General features: G+C 63.7%; 13 protein-coding genes and 3 pseudogenes. 5 read left to right on the top strand and 11 right to left on the bottom strand.

All coding sequences use genetic code 11. The annotated features are described in order from the left end of the window. Positions 1–23: 23 nt before the first annotated feature. The 4 genes from C404_RS58020 (at position 24) to C404_RS58005 (ending at position 4,878) form a co-directional block, all read left to right on the top strand. Positions 24–812 (top strand): (Fe-S)-binding protein, encoded by a 789-nt coding sequence (locus C404_RS58020; protein ID WP_021197796.1) that lies wholly within the window; start codon positions 24–26, stop codon positions 810–812. Next, positions 809–1,540 (top strand): LutC/YkgG family protein, encoded by a 732-nt coding sequence (locus tag C404_RS58015; protein WP_021197795.1) that lies wholly within the window; start codon positions 809–811, stop codon positions 1,538–1,540. The genes C404_RS58020 and C404_RS58015 overlap by 4 nt, the downstream gene beginning before the upstream one ends. After that, positions 1,537–2,982 (top strand): LutB/LldF family L-lactate oxidation iron-sulfur protein, encoded by a 1,446-nt coding sequence (locus C404_RS58010; protein WP_021197794.1) that lies wholly within the window; start codon positions 1,537–1,539, stop codon positions 2,980–2,982. The genes C404_RS58015 and C404_RS58010 overlap by 4 nt, the downstream gene beginning before the upstream one ends. 180 nt (positions 2,983–3,162) lie before the next feature. Beyond that, entirely contained in the window at positions 3,163–4,878 is a 1,716-nt protein-coding gene (locus tag C404_RS58005; protein WP_021197793.1) for a lactate permease LctP family transporter, read from the top strand. A gap of 187 nt (positions 4,879–5,065) precedes the next feature. Here C404_RS58005 and C404_RS58000 read toward each other — a convergent pair whose 3' ends face one another. The 9 genes and pseudogenes from C404_RS58000 to merT form a co-directional block, all read right to left on the bottom strand. Continuing rightward, on the bottom strand, positions 5,066–5,620 hold the full coding sequence (locus C404_RS58000) for a helix-turn-helix domain-containing protein (protein ID WP_021197792.1): 555 nt from the start codon (positions 5,618–5,620) through the stop codon (positions 5,066–5,068). A 60-nt stretch (positions 5,621–5,680) separates the two neighbouring features. Further along, positions 5,681–8,648 (bottom strand): annotated as a pseudogene (locus C404_RS57995) (Tn3 family transposase). A gap of 2 nt (positions 8,649–8,650) precedes the next feature. Next, the gene (locus C404_RS57990) at positions 8,651–9,211 is read right to left on the bottom strand and encodes a recombinase family protein (RefSeq protein ID WP_031330283.1); all 561 of its coding nucleotides are present in this window, start codon (positions 9,209–9,211) and stop codon (positions 8,651–8,653) included. 129 nt (positions 9,212–9,340) lie between these two features. Next, the gene (locus tag C404_RS60785; protein ID WP_021197789.1) at positions 9,341–10,330 is read right to left on the bottom strand and encodes a DUF3330 domain-containing protein; all 990 of its coding nucleotides are present in this window, start codon (positions 10,328–10,330) and stop codon (positions 9,341–9,343) included. Continuing rightward, positions 10,327–10,563: a broad-spectrum mercury transporter MerE gene (merE, locus tag C404_RS57980; protein WP_003132004.1), complete on the bottom strand. Its 237-nt coding sequence runs from the start codon at positions 10,561–10,563 to the stop codon at positions 10,327–10,329. Before merE ends, C404_RS60785 begins: the two co-directional genes overlap by 4 nt. Continuing rightward, positions 10,560–10,925, bottom strand: a complete 366-nt coding sequence (gene merD, locus C404_RS57975) for a mercury resistance co-regulator MerD (protein ID WP_000995360.1) — start codon at positions 10,923–10,925, stop codon at positions 10,560–10,562. The genes merE and merD overlap by 4 nt, the downstream gene beginning before the upstream one ends. Before the next feature lie 17 nt (positions 10,926–10,942). Then, positions 10,943–12,628 carry a mercury(II) reductase gene (gene merA, locus C404_RS57970; protein WP_011514825.1) on the bottom strand — a complete coding sequence of 562 codons (1,686 nt, stop codon included), beginning with the start codon at positions 12,626–12,628 and terminating at the stop codon, positions 10,943–10,945. Between the two features lie 71 nt (positions 12,629–12,699). Continuing rightward, positions 12,700–12,975 carry a mercury resistance system periplasmic binding protein MerP gene (gene merP, locus C404_RS57965; RefSeq protein ID WP_003131987.1) on the bottom strand — a complete coding sequence of 92 codons (276 nt, stop codon included), beginning with the start codon at positions 12,973–12,975 and terminating at the stop codon, positions 12,700–12,702. Positions 12,976–12,987: 12 nt separating this feature from the next. Then, positions 12,988–13,338, bottom strand: coding sequence for a mercuric ion transporter MerT (gene merT / locus C404_RS57960; RefSeq protein ID WP_006224622.1), 351 nt, complete (start codon positions 13,336–13,338; stop codon positions 12,988–12,990). A 71-nt stretch (positions 13,339–13,409) separates the two neighbouring features. Here merT and C404_RS57955 point away from each other — a divergent pair, with 71 nt between their 5' ends. Then, positions 13,410–13,844 (top strand): mercury resistance transcriptional regulator MerR, encoded by a 435-nt coding sequence (locus C404_RS57955; RefSeq protein ID WP_003131969.1) that lies wholly within the window; start codon positions 13,410–13,412, stop codon positions 13,842–13,844. Positions 13,845–13,877: 33 nt separating this feature from the next. Here the strand turns inward: C404_RS57955 and C404_RS57950 are convergent. Further along, positions 13,878–16,265 (bottom strand): annotated as a pseudogene (locus tag C404_RS57950) (Tn3 family transposase); the annotation flags it as partial. 57 nt (positions 16,266–16,322) lie between these two features. Continuing rightward, positions 16,323–16,702: pseudogene (locus C404_RS57945) on the bottom strand (DNA-binding protein); the annotation flags it as partial.

Here is a 16,702-nt window from a genome sequence, read left to right as displayed (position 1 = left end):
GCCAACGCCTTGTGGAGCGAGACATGACGGATCGGCACTATCCCGCCGCCCCCGCGCACGTTTACCTGTTCGCGACCTGCCTGGTCGACCTGTTCGTGCCGGAGGCCGGACTCGATGCGGTCCGGCTGCTGGAGCGCGAGGGGCTGACCGTTCACTTTCCGCGCCAGCAAAGCTGCTGCGGCCAGCCGGCATACAGCAGCGGCAACCCACAGGAGGCGCGTGAAGTCGCGCGAGCCCAGCTCGATCTGTTTGCACAGCCCTGGCCGGTGATCGTGCCGTCGGGCTCCTGCGCGGGCATGATGCGGCATCATTGGCCCACCCTGTTCGACGACGATGCCGAGGGAGCGGCCAAGGCGTGCGCGCTTGCTGAGCGCGTCTTCGAACTTGGCGAGTTTCTGCTGCATGTGCTCAAGGTGGATTTCGGTCAAACGTCGCCGGGTGCTCAGGCGCCCGAGCGCGTGGTGCTGCACACGTCTTGCGCAGCACGCCGGGAAATGGGCACGCGCGGCCATGGCGTGGCGCTGGTCGACGCCTTGCCCGGCGTGACGCGCGTGGAGCATGCACGCGAATCCGAATGCTGCGGTTTTGGCGGCACGTTCTCGCTTAAGCACCCGGACATCTCGGGGGCGATGGTGAAGGACAAGATTGACTCGGCGTGCGCCACCGGTTGCGATCGGCTGGTCTCCGCCGACTGCGGCTGCATGCTCAACATCGGGCATGCGGCGCAACAGGCGGGCAAGCCTTTGACGGTCGAGCATCTGGCCAGTTTCCTGTGGCGCCGCACGGGTGGTGCCAAGGAGGGCGCACGATGAGCACGGCCTTGATGCAGCAGGGTGCGCGTGAGCGCATGCTCGAGCGCCTGCGCGGTGCCAACCCGACGCCCGCCGGCGCGGACGATGCCACAGAGTTGAGCCGCCGTATCGACGCGCACTATGCCGCCCAGCGCCCGGCCACTGCCACGACTCAGGCGGACCTGGTAACGGCATTGCAGACTGCACTGGAAGCCTCCCATGCCGAAGTCTGGCGTGCGGATGCCGGTTCCTGGCCGGCACTGCTGGCGCAGCAGTTGCACGCGGCTGGTGTGCAACGCCTGCTCCTGGATCCTGCCGGCGCGGCAGGCGCCGCCTTGGTGCAAGCGCTGCCGGCCTCGGTGCAGGCGATACCTTACGCGCGTCCGCTGGAAGATTGGAAAGCCGAGCTGTTCGACACCGTGGATGCCGGCTTCACGGTGGCCCGTTCCGGCATCGCCGCCACCGGCACGCTGGTGTTGGCACCCGACGCGGGCACGCCGCGCACGGTCTCGCTGGTGCCGCCGCTGCACGTTGCACTGGTCCATGCCGATACCCTGCATTCGGACCTGCACGCCGCAGTGCAGGCCGAGCGATGGTCTGCAGGCATGCCGACCAACCTGGTGCTCGTATCGGGCCCGTCAAAGACGTCCGATATTCAACAAACGCTCGCGTATGGCGCGCACGGCCCGCGCCGCCTGTGGGTGGTGATTGTCGAGGATGCCGCGCCCGCACAAGGAGACACGCCATGAGCGCCCGCCCCATGCAATTCGTCGCGCCTGCCGACTTCAAGGCGCGCGCCCGCGCCGCGCTAAACGACGACAAGCTGCGCAGCAGTTTTCGCGGGGCGATGGACTTCCTGCAAGGCAAGCGCGCCGTGCAGTTTCCCGATGCCGACGAGCTGGAGCAACTGCGCGATCTTGGCGAGGCGGTCCGCCAGCACGCACTGGCGCGTTTGCCCGAACTGCTGGCGCAACTGGAAGACAAGCTCTGCGCGGCCGGCGTGCATGTCCATTGGGCCGAGACCGCCGACGAGGCCAACGCGATCATCCACGGCATTGCCAAGGCACATGGTGCACGGCACGTTATCAAGGGCAAGTCGATGGCCAGCGAAGAGGTGGAGCTGAACCACTACCTGGCCGCGCGCGGGGTGAACTGCATTGAGTCCGACATGGGCGAGTACATCGTGCAGCTTGCCGATGAAAAACCCTCGCACATCGTCATGCCTGCCATCCACAAGACGCGCGCCGACATTGCGACGCTGTTCGAGGAGAACATTCCCGGTACGCCGTATACCGAAGACGTGGACGCGCTGATCCAGACCGGACGGCGCGCGCTGCGCCAGGCGTTCGTGGAGGCCGATATCGGCCTGTCGGGCGTCAACTTTGCGGCGGCCGATACCGGCACGCTGTGGCTGGTGGAAAACGAGGGCAACGGGCGCCTTTCGACCACCGTGCCCGACGTGCATATCGCCATCATGGGCATGGAAAAAGTGGTGGCGAGGCTGGAACACATCGTGCCGCTGTCGAGCCTGCTCACGCGCTCGGCCACGGGGCAGGCCATCACCACTTATTTCAACCTGATCTCGGGGCCGCGTCGCGCAGGCGAGCTGGATGGCCCGCGCGAGCTGCATCTCGTGCTGCTGGACAACGGCCGCACCCAGGCGTATGCCGACGCCCAGTTGCGCGCCACGCTGCAGTGCATCCGCTGCGGCGCGTGCATGAACCATTGCCCGGTCTACACGCGCATCGGCGGCCACGCGTATGGCACCACGTACCCCGGCCCTATCGGCAAGATCATCTCGCCACATCTGCTTGGCCTGGAGGCCACTGCCGACCTGGCAACCGCGTCCAGCCTGTGTGGCGCTTGCGGCGAGGTGTGCCCGGTGCGCATCCCGATTCCGCAGTTGCTGATCCGGCTGCGCACCGAGGCCAATCGCGACCCCGCCGAACAGGTGGCGCACCCGCTGCGCGGGCAGGGCGCCAAGTACCGTCGTGGCGAGCGCGTGATCTGGCGCTTCTGGAGCGGCGCGTTCGCGCACCCCGCGCGCTATCGCCTGTTCCGCTGGCTGGCGACGCGGCTGCGTGTGCTCGCGCCTTCGCAGCAGATGGGGTGGACGCAGCATCGCACACCGCTCAAGCCCGCCGCCCGCAGCCTGGCCGATCTGCTGCGCGAGCGCGATCAACCCGAATAGCACAAACACGGTATCGCGCCCTGGGCGCTGGTACGCATTGAAAGCCTCCGTGTCGCCTGCGGCACGACTGGGGCCGAGCGTGGTCAGCGCCGTCACACCCACAACGACAACGGCGACGCACGCCGGACCCATCGCAGGCATTCATTCCAACACAATCCATCAGGAAATCAGGAGACCGAAGTGCAACCCTGGACACAGATCTATACGCCGCTTGGCAGCTTATGGTTGTCGGCACTGGTAGCGGCTGTTCCCATCCTGTTCTTCTTCGTGGCGCTGGCGTTGCTGCGCTTGAAAGGCCACCTGGCTGCATCCATCACGCTGCTGCTGGCGCTGGGGGTGGCCATCTTCGCCTATGGCATGCCTGCGCAGCAGGCGCTGGCGGCGGCCGGCTTCGGTTTTGCCTATGGGCTGTGGCCGATTGCGTGGATCATCGTCACAGCGGTGTTCCTGTACAAGATCGTGGTCAAGACGGGGCAGTTCGATGTTATCCGTGCTTCGGTGCTGGCCATCACGGACGATCAACGCCTGCAGATGCTGCTGATCGGCTTTGCTTTCGGCGCGTTCCTGGAAGGCGCGGCCGGCTTTGGTGCGCCGGTTGCCATTACGGCGGCGCTGCTAGTCGGACTGGGTTTCAATCCGCTGTATGCGGCGGGGTTGTGCCTGATCGCCAATACCGCGCCGGTGGCCTTTGGCGCAATGGGCATTCCCATCATCGTGGCGGGGCAGGTGACGGGCATCGATGCCATGCACCTCGGCGCGATGGCGGGCCGGCAGTTGCCGCTGCTGTCGCTGGCGGTGCCGCTCTGGCTGGTGTTCATGATGGATGGCGTCAAGGGCGTGAAGGAAACGTGGCCTGCCGCGCTGGTCACCGGCGGCAGCTTCGCGGTGACGCAATACTTCACCTCCAACCATATCGGACCTGAGTTGCCGGACATCACGTCGGCGCTGGTGAGCCTGGTGTCGCTGGCGGCGTTCCTGAGGGTGTGGCAGCCACGTCGCGCGAGGCAGCCCGCAAGCGGCGCGGTGCGCGGCGGCACGGCGGCGCTGGCAGGGTTTAGTGGCGGTATGGCGGGCTGCACCCAGGCCGGCGCCACGCTCAGCCGGCAGGCGTCGCCCTACACACTGGGGCAGACGCTGCGTGCCTGGGCGCCCTTCGGCATCCTGACGGCCATCGTCACGGTCTGGAGCCTGCCGTCATTCAAGGCGCTGTTCGGGCCCAACGGCGCGCTGGCGGGCACGGTGCTCAAGTTCAAGATTCCCGGACTGGATCAGCTGGTGCTCAGGGCTGCACCTATCGTGGCACAGCCCAAGCCCTATGAGGCGTTGCTCAAGATCGATCTGCTGTCGGCTGTCGGCACGGCCATCCTGCTGACGGCGCTGATCTCGATTGTGTTGCTGCGCATGAAGCCGCTTGAAGCGCTCGCCGCCTTTGGCGAAACACTGGCGGAGCTGCGCCGCCCGATTCTGTCGATCGGGCTGGTGCTGGCATTCGCGTTCGTGGCCAACTATTCGGGCATGTCGTCTACGCTGGCGTTGCTGCTGGCCGGAACCGGAACGGCCTTCCCGTTCTTCTCACCGTTCCTGGGCTGGCTGGGCGTGTTTCTCACGGGCTCCGATACGTCATCCAACGCGCTGTTCTGCTCACTGCAGAGCACCACCGCGCACCAGATCGGGGTGTCCAATACGCTGCTGGTGGCGGCCAACACCACGGGCGGCGTGACCGGGAAGATGATCTCGCCGCAGTCGATTGCGGTGGCCTGCGCCGCTGCGGGGCTGGTGGGCAAGGAATCGGAGCTGTTCCGCTTTACCTTGAAGCACAGCCTGTTGTTCGCCGCCATCGTGGGCGTGATTACGATGATCCAGGCGTACTGGCTGACCGGCATGATTCCGAACTGAGTGGAAATGAGCGGCATCGCATTCGATGCCGCCTTTCACACTGCTCGTTCCCCGCACGGTTAGGCGACTGCGCCCTGTGTGCCAAGTTCAGTCAGCGGTAACTGCGACGAAGCTACCAAACCTACTTATTCAATCGAATATCCAAGGGCGCTTCCCATGCACACAGAGTGAGGCCCGACCGTAAGCTTTACAAGAAGCTCCCTTTTCGGACGGCGTCACGTCGATTCATGGCGGTGAGCTTCCCGTAGATGTTCTTCAGATGCCACTTCACGGTCTCAGGTGAAATCGCGAGATGTCGAGCGATTTCCTTGTTGGATCGAGCCTTGGCCACAAGCTCAAGAATTTCACGTTCGCGTTGACTAAGCGGATCTGTTGTCTGTCGAGACGGGAGGCTGTCAGGCGGGACTTCAGGGCAGAGCGTCTGAAGTAACACTGCCAAACTACGCGCGTAGGCAAGTGTTGGCTCAGACAGGCCTGTTGGCGGACTTTCCAGCAGCGAGTCAAGCAGCAACTTCATTGACAGCCCTTCGTCCAAAAACGTCCGCCGCATCCCGCTTGCCTCACTAATGCTCAGCGCAGAAACGAGGTGTGCTATCGCGTCGCTTGGCCGTCCCGAACGGTGCAGCAGCGTGGCGATTCGGACTTGGAACTGCACGGCGCGGTACGTGCGCCCGGCTGCTTCCGCAGTTTGGGCCAATGCCTCAAGCCTTTTGTAGGCACCATCGAACTCACCTGCTGCCATGAGCCATTCCACCTCGGCGTACTCTCTGGGGTCGCCTCAGAAAACGGAAAATAAAGCACGCTAAGCCGGTTGCAGTGGTCGTAACGGCCTGAACTTGCCCGCGCCGATCTTGGCGCTGCTGCGCCAGAGGTAGTCGCCGGTCAGGTTGATGTGCTCCCAGCCCAGTGGCGACAGGTACTGCAACAGGGTGTCATCGACAGCTTGGCCGTGGCCACGTAAGGCGTTCGCGGCACGCTCCAGGTAGACCGTGTTCCACAAGACGATGGCCGCCGTCACCAGGTTGAGGCCGCTGGCCCGGTAGCGCTGCTGCTCGAAACTGCGGTCGCGGATTTCCCCAAGGCGGTTGAAGAACACGGCGCGGGCCAGCGCGTTGCGCGCCTCGCCCTTGTTCAGCCCGGCATGCACGCGGCGGCGCAGCTCGACGCTTTGCAGCCAGTCCAGGATGAACAGCGTGCGCTCGATGCGCCCCAGCTCGCGCAGCGCCACGGCCAAGCCGTTCTGGCGTGGGTAGCTGCCCAGCTTGCGCAGCATCAGCGAGGCTGTCACCGTGCCCTGCTTGATCGAGGTGGCCAGCCGCAAGATTTCGTCCCAATGGGCGCGGACGTGCTTGATGTTGAGCGAGCCGCCGATCATCGGTTTCAGCGTCTCGTAGGCGGCATCGCCCTTCGGGATGTAGAGCTTGGTGTCGCCCAGGTCGCGGATGCGCGGCGCGAAGCGGAAGCCCAAGAGGTGCATCAACGCAAAGACGTGATCGGTGAAGCCTGCCGTGTCGGTGTAGTGCATCCTCGATGCGCAGGTCGGATTCGTGGTAAAGCAAGCCGTCGAGCACGTAGGTCGAGTCGCGCACGCCGACGTTCACAACCTTGGTGTGGAACGGCGCGTACTGGTCGGAAATGTGGGTGTAGAACGTCCGGCCTGGGCTGCTGCCGTATTTCGGGTTGATGTGGCCCGTGCTGTCGGCCTTGCTGCCGGTGCGGAAGTTCTGGCCGTCCGATGATGACGTGGTGCCGTCGCCCCAGTGCTCGGCGAACGGTTGGCAGAACTGCGCGTTGACCAGATCGGCCAGCGCCGCCCCGTAGGTTTCGTCCCGGATGTGCCAGGCTTGCAGCCAGGCCAGCTTGGCGTAGGTCGTACCGGGGCAGGACTCGGCCATCTTGGTCAGACCCAGGTTGATCGCGTCGGCCAGGATGGTGGTCAGCAGCAGGTTTTTGTCCTTGGCGAGGTCGTCCGATTTCAGGTGCGTGAAATGGCGGGTGAAGTCCGTCCACTCATCGACTTCGAGCAGCAGTTCGGTGATCTTGACATGTGGCAGGATCATGGCTGTCTGGTCGATCAGCGCCTGCGCGGTGTCGGGTACCGCCGCATCCAGCGGCGTGATCTTCAGGCCCGACTCGGTGATGATCGCATCCGGCAGGTCGTTGGCCGCTGCCATGCGGTTGACCGTGGCAACCTGCGTTTCCAGCAGCGTCAGCCGGTCGTGCAGGTACTGGTCGCAGTCGGTGGCCACGGCCAGCGGCAATTCGCTGGACTGCTTGAGGCTGGCGAACTTTGCGGGCGGCACCAGGTAGTCCTCGAAGTCCTTGAACTGGCGCGATCCATGCACCCACACGTCGCCGGAGCGCAGCGCGTTCTTGAGTTCGGAGAGCGCACACAGTTCGTAGTAACGCCGGTCGATGCCGGTGTCGGTGATGACCAGCTTCTGCCAGCGCGGCTTGATGAACTCGGTCGGTGCGTCGGCGGGTACCTTGCGGACGTTGTCGTTGTTCATGTCGCGCAGCACCTCGATGGCGTCGAGCACGTCCTTGGCGGCTGGCGCGGCCCGTAGCTTGAGCACGGCGAGAAATTCCGGTGCATAGCGCCGCAAGGTCGCATAGCTCTCGCCGATGCGATGCAGGAAATCGAAGTCCTCGGGTTGCGCGAGTTTCTGCGCCTCGGTGACGCTCTCGGCGAAGGCATCCCAGGGCATGACGGTCTCGATGGCGGCGAACGGATCGCGGCCGGATTGTTTGGCTTCGATTAACGCTTGGCCGATGCGGCCGAACAGCCGCACCTTGGCATTGATTGCCTTGCCGGACGCCTGGAATTGCTGCTGATGCTTGTTTTTGGCGGCGTTGAACAGCTTGCCCAAGATGCGGTCGTGCAGGTCGATGATTTCGTCGGTGACGGTGGCCATGCCCTCTATGGCGAGCGCGACCAGGGTCGCGTAGCGCCGCTGCGCCTCGAACTTGGCCAGATCGGCGGGCGTCATCTGACCGCCCTCGCGGGCGATCTTGAGCAGCCGGTTCTGGTGAACCAGCCGCTCGATGCCGGCGGGCAGGTCGAGTGCCTGCCACGCCTTGAGGCGTTCGATGTGTTCGAGCATATGCCGCGAATTCGGCTTGGCCGGTGACTGGCGCAGCCAAGCCAGCCAGGTCGTCTTGCCGTTGTCACGGCGCTTGAGCAGATCGTCGAGGCGGCGACGATGCACGTCTGACAGCGGTTCGGCCAGAGCGTCATATATGCGCCGGTTAGCGCGAGTGATCGCTTCGGCGCTGGCTCGCTCGACGGCGTTGAGGGCAGGCAGAATAGTCGCCTGCCGGCGCAGATGGTCGATCAAAGCGCTGGCCAGCACAATGCCCTTATCGGTTTGCATGGCCAACTCGGTCAGCGTGTGGACACCCTGCCGGTAGTGGCTCATGGTGAACGGCTGGAAGCCGAACACCGTTTGCAGTTCGACCAGGTGCTCGCGCCGGGTCTGCTCCCGCTGCCCGTACTCGTCCCAGCTTTCGACGCTAACCTTGAGCTGGTCGGCGACCAGCTTCAACAAGGGCGGAAACGGTGGCTCATCGGCGCCAAGGATGATACCGGGAAAGCGCAAGTAGCAGAGTTGGACGGCAAAGCCCAAGCGATTCGCAGGCCCGCGCCGCTGCCGGATAATGGAAAGATCGGTATCGCTGAACGTGTAATGTCGAACTAGGTCGTCCTTGGTGTCCGGCAACGCCAGCAGGCTTTCCCGCTCGGCGGCGGACAGGATGGAACGACGCGGCATATCTATTGATCCAATCTCAAGTATTGATACAGGGTCTCCCGGCTCACACCAAACTCACGGGCCAGCTTCGCTTTTTGTTCGCCGGCGGCGGCACGCTGCTGTAGATCGGCTACCTGTTCGGGCGACAGCGCTTTCTTGCGGCCCCGGTAGGCTCCGCGCTGTTTGGCGAGCGCGATGCCTTCCCGCTGCCGCTCGCGAATCAAGGCCCGCTCGAATTCGGCGAACGCCCCCATGACCGACAGCATCAGGTTCGCCATCGGCGAATCCTCGCCGGTGAAGGTCAGGCTTTCCTTGACGAACTCGATGCGCACGCCGCGCTTGGTCAGCTTTTGTACAAGGCGACGCAAGTCATCGAGGTTGCGCGCCAAGCGATCCATGCTGTGAACCACCACGGTGTCGCCTTCGCGCACGAAGGCCAGCAGCGAATCAAGCTCGGGCCGCTGCGTGTCCTTGCCCGACGCCTTGTCGGTAAACACCTTGCCGACTTCGACATGCTCCAGTTGCCGTTCCGGGTTCTGGTCGAAGCTGCTGACCCGGACGTAGCCGATGCGTTGACCCTGCAAGATGCCTCCCAATACGAAAGTGTCAGGAAAAAATCTATGACCTTTCGCCGTATGTGTCAAGAAATATAAATACCAACTCTATTCTGACGATATTGGGTGACTCTTCCTGACATCAGGATAGGGTATGCCTCAATCTGACGGTAGCGAGTCGCAGGCGTTCGGATCGGCATCGGTTTCGTTCCCTGTCTTGGCACGCGCTTCGAAGCGTTGATAACACTCCAACCCGCAGAAGTGCTCGACGTATTCCGCGCCTTCCGGGGTGAAGGCGGCATCGAGCGGGATTTCCTTGCAGCACACGCAGCAACTGGTGGTGGTCGAGTCACTTGCATTCATGGTGGCACCCCTCCATTGACTGACGAAGACGGCGAATGCCGCCGCCGGCATTGGCTTCGCGAACAGGAAGCCTTGTCCTGTGTCGCAGTCCGCTTGTCGCAATAGATCAAGACTCGCCGATGTTTCCACGCCTTCAGCCACCACATCCATGCCCAGCCCGTGCGCAAGCTGAATCACGGTGTGCACGATGGTTTTGTCGCGGCGGTCGTTGGCGAGCCCGGCGACAAACGATTGGTCGATCTTGAGCGTGCTGATTGGGCAGCACTTCAGATGTTGCAGACAGGAATACCCCGTCCCGAAGTCATCGGCGGCGAAGCGCACACCGATCTGCCGCAAGGCGTCCAGGGCGGGGAAGATCGCCGGATCACCAAACGCGACCGATTCGGTCAGCTCGATTTCGAGATACTCGGCGGGCAACTCGGCATCAGCCAGCACGCCCTTTACCCACCCGTCGAAGTCCGGTCCCACTTGGCTCGCCGAAACATTGACGGCCAGCCGGAACGGTCGCCATGCCAGCATTCGCCAGTCACGCATCTGGCGGCAGGCTTCGCCCAGCACCCAAGCGCCGATTTCAGGCATCAGGCCGGACGATTCGACCACGGGCAGGAACTGGCCCGGTGGCAATAGTCCAAGCGTCGGATGACGCCAGCGCAACAGGGCTTCCGCGCCGACAATCCCACCACTGCGCAGATCGACGACGGGCTGGTAGTGCAGTTCAAGCTGCCCGCGCTCGACCGCTTGGGCCAGTTCCGGCGTCGTCCATCCATCCGGCCGGAAAGCGCTCATTCTCTTTCCCTGAATGCCCGCAACGCCCGCGACAGGGACAGAAGGAACAGGCCGGTCAAACCGAGCGCCGCGATGACCCAATGCTCGCCGAGGAAAGCACCGGCGGTTGTGCCGGCCAGCACGACAGCGAGGATGGGCAGGTGGCAGGGGCAAGTCAGCACAGCCAGTCCGCCCCACAGGTAGCCGGTGATCGGTTTGTGCGTCTCGGACGGCAAGCGCTCGGGGTTGTTCATGGCAGACTCTCCGCGTGCTGTGCCGGCTCGGTCGGCAGGGTGGCCAACTGCACTTCCAGATCGGCCAACGCTTCGCGCCGACGCTCGACGAACTGACGCAGCAGGGCAAGCTGCGCGGCCGCTTCGTCGCCGTCCGCCGCATCCAGCGCCCGGCACAGCCGCGCCAGCGCGTCGAGGCCGATGCCCGCCTCGAAGGCCGCCCGCACGAAGCACAGCCGTTGCAAGGCGGCGTCATCGAACAAGCCGTAGCCGCCTGGTGTGCACGCCACCGGGCGCAGCAATCCGCGCAGCAGGTAGTCGCGCACGATATGCACGCTCACCCCGGCATCAAGAGCCAGCCGGGACACCGTGTAGGCGTTCATTGAACACCTCCTTTTTCTCACCCGGCGCAGCAGGAAAGCTGCTTCACATCCTTGTTGAAGGTCTGCGCCGCGAGCTTCAACCCCTCGACCATCGTCAGGTAGGGGAACAACTGGTCGGCCAGTTCCTGCACCGTCATGCGGTTGCGAATGGCCAGAGCCGCCGTCTGGATCAGTTCACCCGCTTCCGGCGCGACCGCTTGTACGCCGATCAGCCGATGGCTGCCTTCCTCGATAACCAACTTGATGAAGCCGCGTGTGTCGAAGTTGGCGAGCGCACGCGGCACGTTGTCCAAGGTCAAGGTGCGGCTGTCGGTCTCGATCCCGTCGTGGTGGGCTTCCGCCTCGCTGTAGCCCACGGTCGCCACTTGCGGATCGGTGAACACCACGGCCGGCATTGCGGTCAGGTCGAGCGCCGCATCGCCGCCGGTCATGTTGATCGCGGCACGGGTGCCGGCCGCTGCCGCCACATAGACGAACTGCGGCTGGTCGGTGCAGTCGCCGGCCGCGTAGATGTTCGGGTTGCTCGTGCGCATGCCTTGGTCGATGACGATGGCACCTTGCGCATTGACAGTGACCCCCGCTGCGTCCAGCGCGAGGCTGCGCGTGTTCGGTGTCCGACCGGTGGCAACCAGCAGTTTGTCGGCGCGCAATTCACCGTGCGTGGTGGTCAGCACGAATTCACCGTCCATATGGGCGACCTGGCTGGCTTGCGTGTGCTCCAGCACCTCGATGCCCTCGGCACGGAAAGCGGCTGTCACCGCCTCGCCGATGGCCGGGTCTTCACGGAAGAACAAGGTATTGCGCGCCAGGACCGTGACCTTGCTGCCCAGCCGGGCAAAGGCTTGCGCCAGCTCCAGCGCCACCACCGACGAGCCGATTACGGCAAGGCGTTCGGGAATGGTGTCGCTCGCCAGGGCCTCGGTGGAAGTCCAGTAGGGTGACTCTTTCAAGCCCGGAATCGGCGGGACCGCCGGGCTGGCACCCGCGGCGACCAGGCAGCGGTCGAACATCACGACGCGCTCGCCACCCTCGTTCAAACGGACGGTAAGGCTCTGGTCGTCCTTGAAGCGCGCCTCACCGTGCACAACGGTGATGGCCGGATTACCGCCCAGGATGCCTTCGTACTTGGCGTGCCGCAGTTCGTCGACGCGGGCCTGCTGCTGGGCCAGCAGCTTACTGCGGTCAATCGTAGGCACAGTTGCCGCAATACCGCCATCGAACGGGCTTTCCCGGCGCAGATGGGCGATGTGGGCGGCGCGGATCATGATCTTGGACGGCACACAGCCGACATTGACGCAGGTGCCGCCGATGGTGCCGCGCTCGATCAGCGTGACCTGCGCGCCTTGCTCGACGGCCTTCAGCGCCGCCGCCATCGCGGCTCCACCGCTGCCAATGACCGCTACCTGCACCGGGGGCTCGTTGCCACTGTGCTTTTCGGCGGCGGCCATCCATCCCCGCACCTTGTCGAGCAGTCCGACGCGGTTGTCCGCCAGTGGCGCATCGGCTAGCGTTGCCTTGTAGCCCAGTCCGGCCACGGCGGCAGTCAGCGCGTCCGGCGATGTGCCCGGCACGATGGCGAGTTGCGCTGTGCCCTTCGGATAGGACACCAGCGCCGACTGCACGCCTGGCACTTTTTCCAGCGCTTCCTTGACGTGCGCCGCGCACGAGTCGCAAGTCATGCCGGTGATTTTTAGATGGGTCATGCAACAGATCCTTTATCGTTTGTGGCGCCAGACAATGACGTCCGTTGTGCTGCGGTGCCGTTTTCAGTGACTCACTGCTTGACGCTGGACGGATAGCCCGCGTCTGCGGTTGCCTTGGTCAGCTTCTGCACGCTGGTCTTGGCATCGTCGAAGGTGACGACCGCTTGGCGTGTCTCGAAAGTCACGTCAACTTTGCTGACGCCTTCGACCTTGGAAATCGCCTTCTTGACAGTGATCGGGCAGGCGGAGCAGGTCATGCCCGGTACGGACAGCGTGACGGTCTGGGTGGCGGCCCAGACGGGGGCAACAACGGCGGCGAGGGCGAGGGAGGCAAACAGTTTCTTCATGGTGAACTCCGATCAGTAGAAAAATGGCATGACGTAGGGAAATCCGAGCGCGACCAGAACCAGCGCGGCCACGATCCAGAAAATGAGCTTGTAAGTAGCTCGCACTTGGGGAATCGCGCAGACCTCACCCGGTTTGCAGGCCGCTGCCTGCCGGTAGATGCGCCGCCAGGCGAAGAACAACGCCACCAGCGCCACGCCGATAAAGATGGGGCGATAGGGATCCAACACCGCCAAGTTGCCGATCCAAGCGCCGCTGAACCCCAAGGCGATCAGAACCAACGGCCCGAGGCAGCAAGCCGAGGCGAGGATGGCGGCAAGCCCTCCAGTGAAGAGCGCGCCGCGCCCGGTTTTTGGTTCAGACATGCGCTTGTCCTTTCGAATTGAAATTGGATAGCGTAACCTTACTTCCGTACTCATGTACGGAGTCAAGCGATATGGAAAACAATTTGGAGAACCTGACCATTGGCGTTTTCGCCAAGGCGGCCGGGGTCAATGTGGAGACCATCCGTTTCTATCAGCGCAAGGGCTTGTTGCTGGAGCCTGACAAGCCCTATGGCAGCATCCGCCGCTATGGCGAGGCGGATGTAACGCGGGTGCGCTTCGTGAAATCAGCCCAGCGGCTGGGCTTCAGCCTGGATGAGATCGCCGAGCTGCTGCGGCTGGAGGATGGCACCCATTGCGAGGAAGCCAGCAGTCTGGCCGAGCACAAGCTCAAGGACGTGCGCGAGAAAATGGCTGACCTGGCGCGCATGGAGGCCGTGCTGTCTGAGTTGGTGTGCGCCTGCCATGCGCGAAGGGGGAACGTTTCCTGCCCGCTGATCGCGTCACTACAGGGTGGAGCAAGCTTGGCAGGTTCGGCTATGCCTTAGCGTGCTTTATTTTCCGTTTTCTGAGACGACCCCAGCCTTGAGAGAGATTTCATGGGCGACGACCGGTGTCAGCTTGTCCGGGGCGGCCAATCGCCGCGGCAAGTAGAGCTTGCGCTCGGCCAGATTGCGCAGACGCGGGCACAGATCGAATCCAAGCAGCTTCGCAACCGCCATGCCGACGCTCGTATATCCATGCGTGTCGACGGAAAGTCGAAGCAAGCCACCGTCGTCGCGCGTGTCATTGTGGCGCACGACGCCTTCGATCGCGACGCCAGCTTGTCGCTCGTTGAGCACGATCGGCTGGTTGTACACAATTCCGTGCTGGTCCAGCACGTGCGTATAGATTCCGACCGCGTGGGTGCGCCGCCGGGGATCGGCGCGGGCATAGAAAAGGTGGGGTGAGGTGTCGAGGCTCATGGAGTCGCTCGAGGCTCGTTGTCCGTCTCCCCATAGTTCGGTGATCGTGTGAGTCCGCTGGAACTCAATTACCCGATCATTGGCACGTGCCAGTCGGCCTGGCATCTCCAACGCGCGCATCAGTGTTGAAATGTGCGCCGCGTCCAGCTGGGGAATCATCGCTGCGACAGCCTTGGCATCGATCTCAGTGCCGTGTGCGATCAGCGCGCCGTACAACGCCACGAGTTCGTTCGCGTCACGCGCTCTTCGGGCCAGGAGGACTGCGCTGAAGCCGGTGCGGGCGTCCATCTCCATGATCAGATCCGCGAACTGGGCTGTACCGATGGCCTTGAAGAGCATGTCGCGTGTCTTGCGAGGCAGACCATCCGTGGGCAGCGCCTCCAATGCCGACAGGTGCAGCGTACCGTCTGAGCCGATCGTGACCCGGCCGGCCTCGCGCGCCTCATCCAAGGCCGCAAGATTCACCTTGAGGTGCTCCGACAGGCGGTCGATAAACGCATTGGCCGTCGATGGCAATGCCAGCGACGACAGATGTCGGTCGCGTTCGTTTTCCCATTGCGTCGATGGAATCAGCAGTTGATCCCGTTCCCGGAAAGATAGACTGTGATGAATCCACACGGAGCCACGTCGCAGGCCTTTGCGCAGGCCGGTGATTGCCGAGGCTTCCAACGCATGCAGTGCACGTTTGCGATCGTCATTCTCGATAAGGTCATGCCAACTGCCGCTGGCTGGCACCTCACTGCCGCGGGGTAGCTCACTCGCACCGCTATCGTGCAATTTGGTAACGAGCGCCAATTGGCGCAGGCTGGGTTCCGCTTCCCGGCCGGCAAAATCCAGTTCCCGCAGCGATGTGAGTAGAGCTCGGATCCGCTGATTGTCCTCAGTCAGTGTCTCGCGCACACTGGCTGCATGGCTCATGGCGGGCTTGCTAGGTAAATCCCCCAGCAGCTTGCCGATCTCCGCGAGCCGCTCCTCGGCCGAACGTTCGGCCTCGCCGACGAGCATCTTGATCGCTAGCAGGCGCTGGCGGTAATCCGCGGCAGAGCGGGCCTGCTTGGTCGTGGTCTTTTCGTAGGCCTGTCGGACCAGATCGGAGACCCGTCGCCCTGTCTGATAAAGCAGGGAGTCTGTCAATTCCAGTAAGGTCACTCGAAGGAAGAAAACCAGTTCCAGCGTGCGCGTCGACGCCTTCAGTTCTCTGATCTTAACGGGGCGGCGCGCCTCGATGCGCTTGGCCCAGGCCCGCTGCTTCTCCATAGGCACCGCGTCCAGTTGCCAGGTATGCGCTCCGAGTTCCTTCAGGAATCGTATTTTCTCGAGCGTTTCGGCAATGGTTGTCGGGCTGTGACGTGCTGGCGGGGTCTTCAGCCACTCAAGAACGGTCACTCCCGACGTTTCGTGACGGGTCGACAGAACCGCGTCCGCACGCGCAAGTTGAGATTCCGGGATGGTAGCCTCGATCATGGCTACCACAGCTCGCTCGATTTCCGCCCAGATCGAGCGGCCGAGATCGCGCAACGCTCGCTCGGCCGGGATCAGGATCCGCCGCTCGTATAGCCAGGAGCGCGCGTGCTGTAGCAGGTCCTCGGGCGTCAGAGATTCTTTTGCATCCTGGCGCATCCACGCCCCAAGCCCTGCCCAATGGTCTGGCCCAATCCGTGTCAGCCCGAGATAGTCGCAGGCCCAGACTTGGTGGTCATAGAGCGTCTTGTAGCGGTGATACATGGTCCGCAGCGACGCGATGGTTGGCGTCGGCACGCCAAGGCGCTCACCGATGTAACGCAGCAACTGACGCGGCAGGGTGCCGACATGGTCCAGCGTATGGCCGCTCGCCCGAAGAAAGACCAGCTGGATTGCCGCGCCGGCGCGCCAGTCTCGTCGAAACCGCTCATTCACTTCCGCCATGTCGCTGTCGGTGAGCGCAAAGTACCGCTCCACGTCGAACTCCGACATTTTGGCGGGCAAGCGGTCGATTCCCACATAGCGAAATTCCATGCCTGGCATTTCCCTACCTCCTTGCGGCGGCGCGGTGCGTGGGCAGCTATGTTACCGCGAGATCTCTCAGAGTCTGCCGACGGTCGCGGGAGTCGACCGACAAGCCCTGCCAGTAACGGCTTTCAGGGAAAGCGCCAGATTTAGCACGAAAAGTACGATTACCCCCTTGAGTGCGCTCGCCTCGCCCGCGGCGGTCTGGCGCGCGGCCCGCTCGCTGGCCAGGTCGGCGTCGAGTCGTGCGCGCTCGTCTTCCAGCGCGGCGATGCGCCGCTCGGCGAATTTGAGTTGGGAGGCCAGTTGCGCGCGCTCGGCCCGCACCGCGTCGCGCTGGTGCGCGGTTTCCTGCAGGAGCTGCTTCGACAGCGCCTCGTAGCGCGCCTGGGTGGTGGCGATCGCCTCGGTGTGGGTGCGCTCGCCCGCCGTGGCGCGCTCCTGGGCGGTCGCCA

Origin of the sequence: Ralstonia sp. AU12-08 (genome assembly GCF_000442475.1) — a bacterium.
Taxonomy (GTDB): Bacteria; Pseudomonadota; Gammaproteobacteria; order Burkholderiales; family Burkholderiaceae; genus Ralstonia; species Ralstonia insidiosa.
Note: the sequence above shows the minus strand (reverse complement) of the source record. Positions and strands in the feature narration are given on the sequence as shown.

Excerpts from the sequence above, each read along its gene's own strand:
- C404_RS58020 (WP_021197796.1), top strand. The coding sequence starts at position 24 with ATGACGGATCGGCACTATCCCGCCGCCCCCGCGCACGTTTACCTGTTC.
- C404_RS58015 (WP_021197795.1), top strand. The coding sequence starts at position 809 with ATGAGCACGGCCTTGATGCAGCAGGGTGCGCGTGAGCGCATGCTCGAG.
- C404_RS58010 (WP_021197794.1), top strand. The coding sequence starts at position 1,537 with ATGAGCGCCCGCCCCATGCAATTCGTCGCGCCTGCCGACTTCAAGGCG.
- C404_RS58000 (WP_021197792.1), bottom strand. The coding sequence starts at position 5,620 with ATGGCAGCAGGTGAGTTCGATGGTGCCTACAAAAGGCTTGAGGCATTG.
- C404_RS60785 (WP_021197789.1), bottom strand. The coding sequence starts at position 10,330 with ATGAGCGCTTTCCGGCCGGATGGATGGACGACGCCGGAACTGGCCCAA.
- merE (WP_003132004.1), bottom strand. The coding sequence starts at position 10,563 with ATGAACAACCCCGAGCGCTTGCCGTCCGAGACGCACAAACCGATCACC.
- merD (WP_000995360.1), bottom strand. The coding sequence starts at position 10,925 with ATGAACGCCTACACGGTGTCCCGGCTGGCTCTTGATGCCGGGGTGAGC.
- merA (WP_011514825.1), bottom strand. The coding sequence starts at position 12,628 with ATGACCCATCTAAAAATCACCGGCATGACTTGCGACTCGTGCGCGGCG.
- merP (WP_003131987.1), bottom strand. The coding sequence starts at position 12,975 with ATGAAGAAACTGTTTGCCTCCCTCGCCCTCGCCGCCGTTGTTGCCCCC.
- merT (WP_006224622.1), bottom strand. The coding sequence starts at position 13,338 with ATGTCTGAACCAAAAACCGGGCGCGGCGCGCTCTTCACTGGAGGGCTT.
- C404_RS57955 (WP_003131969.1), top strand. The coding sequence starts at position 13,410 with ATGGAAAACAATTTGGAGAACCTGACCATTGGCGTTTTCGCCAAGGCG.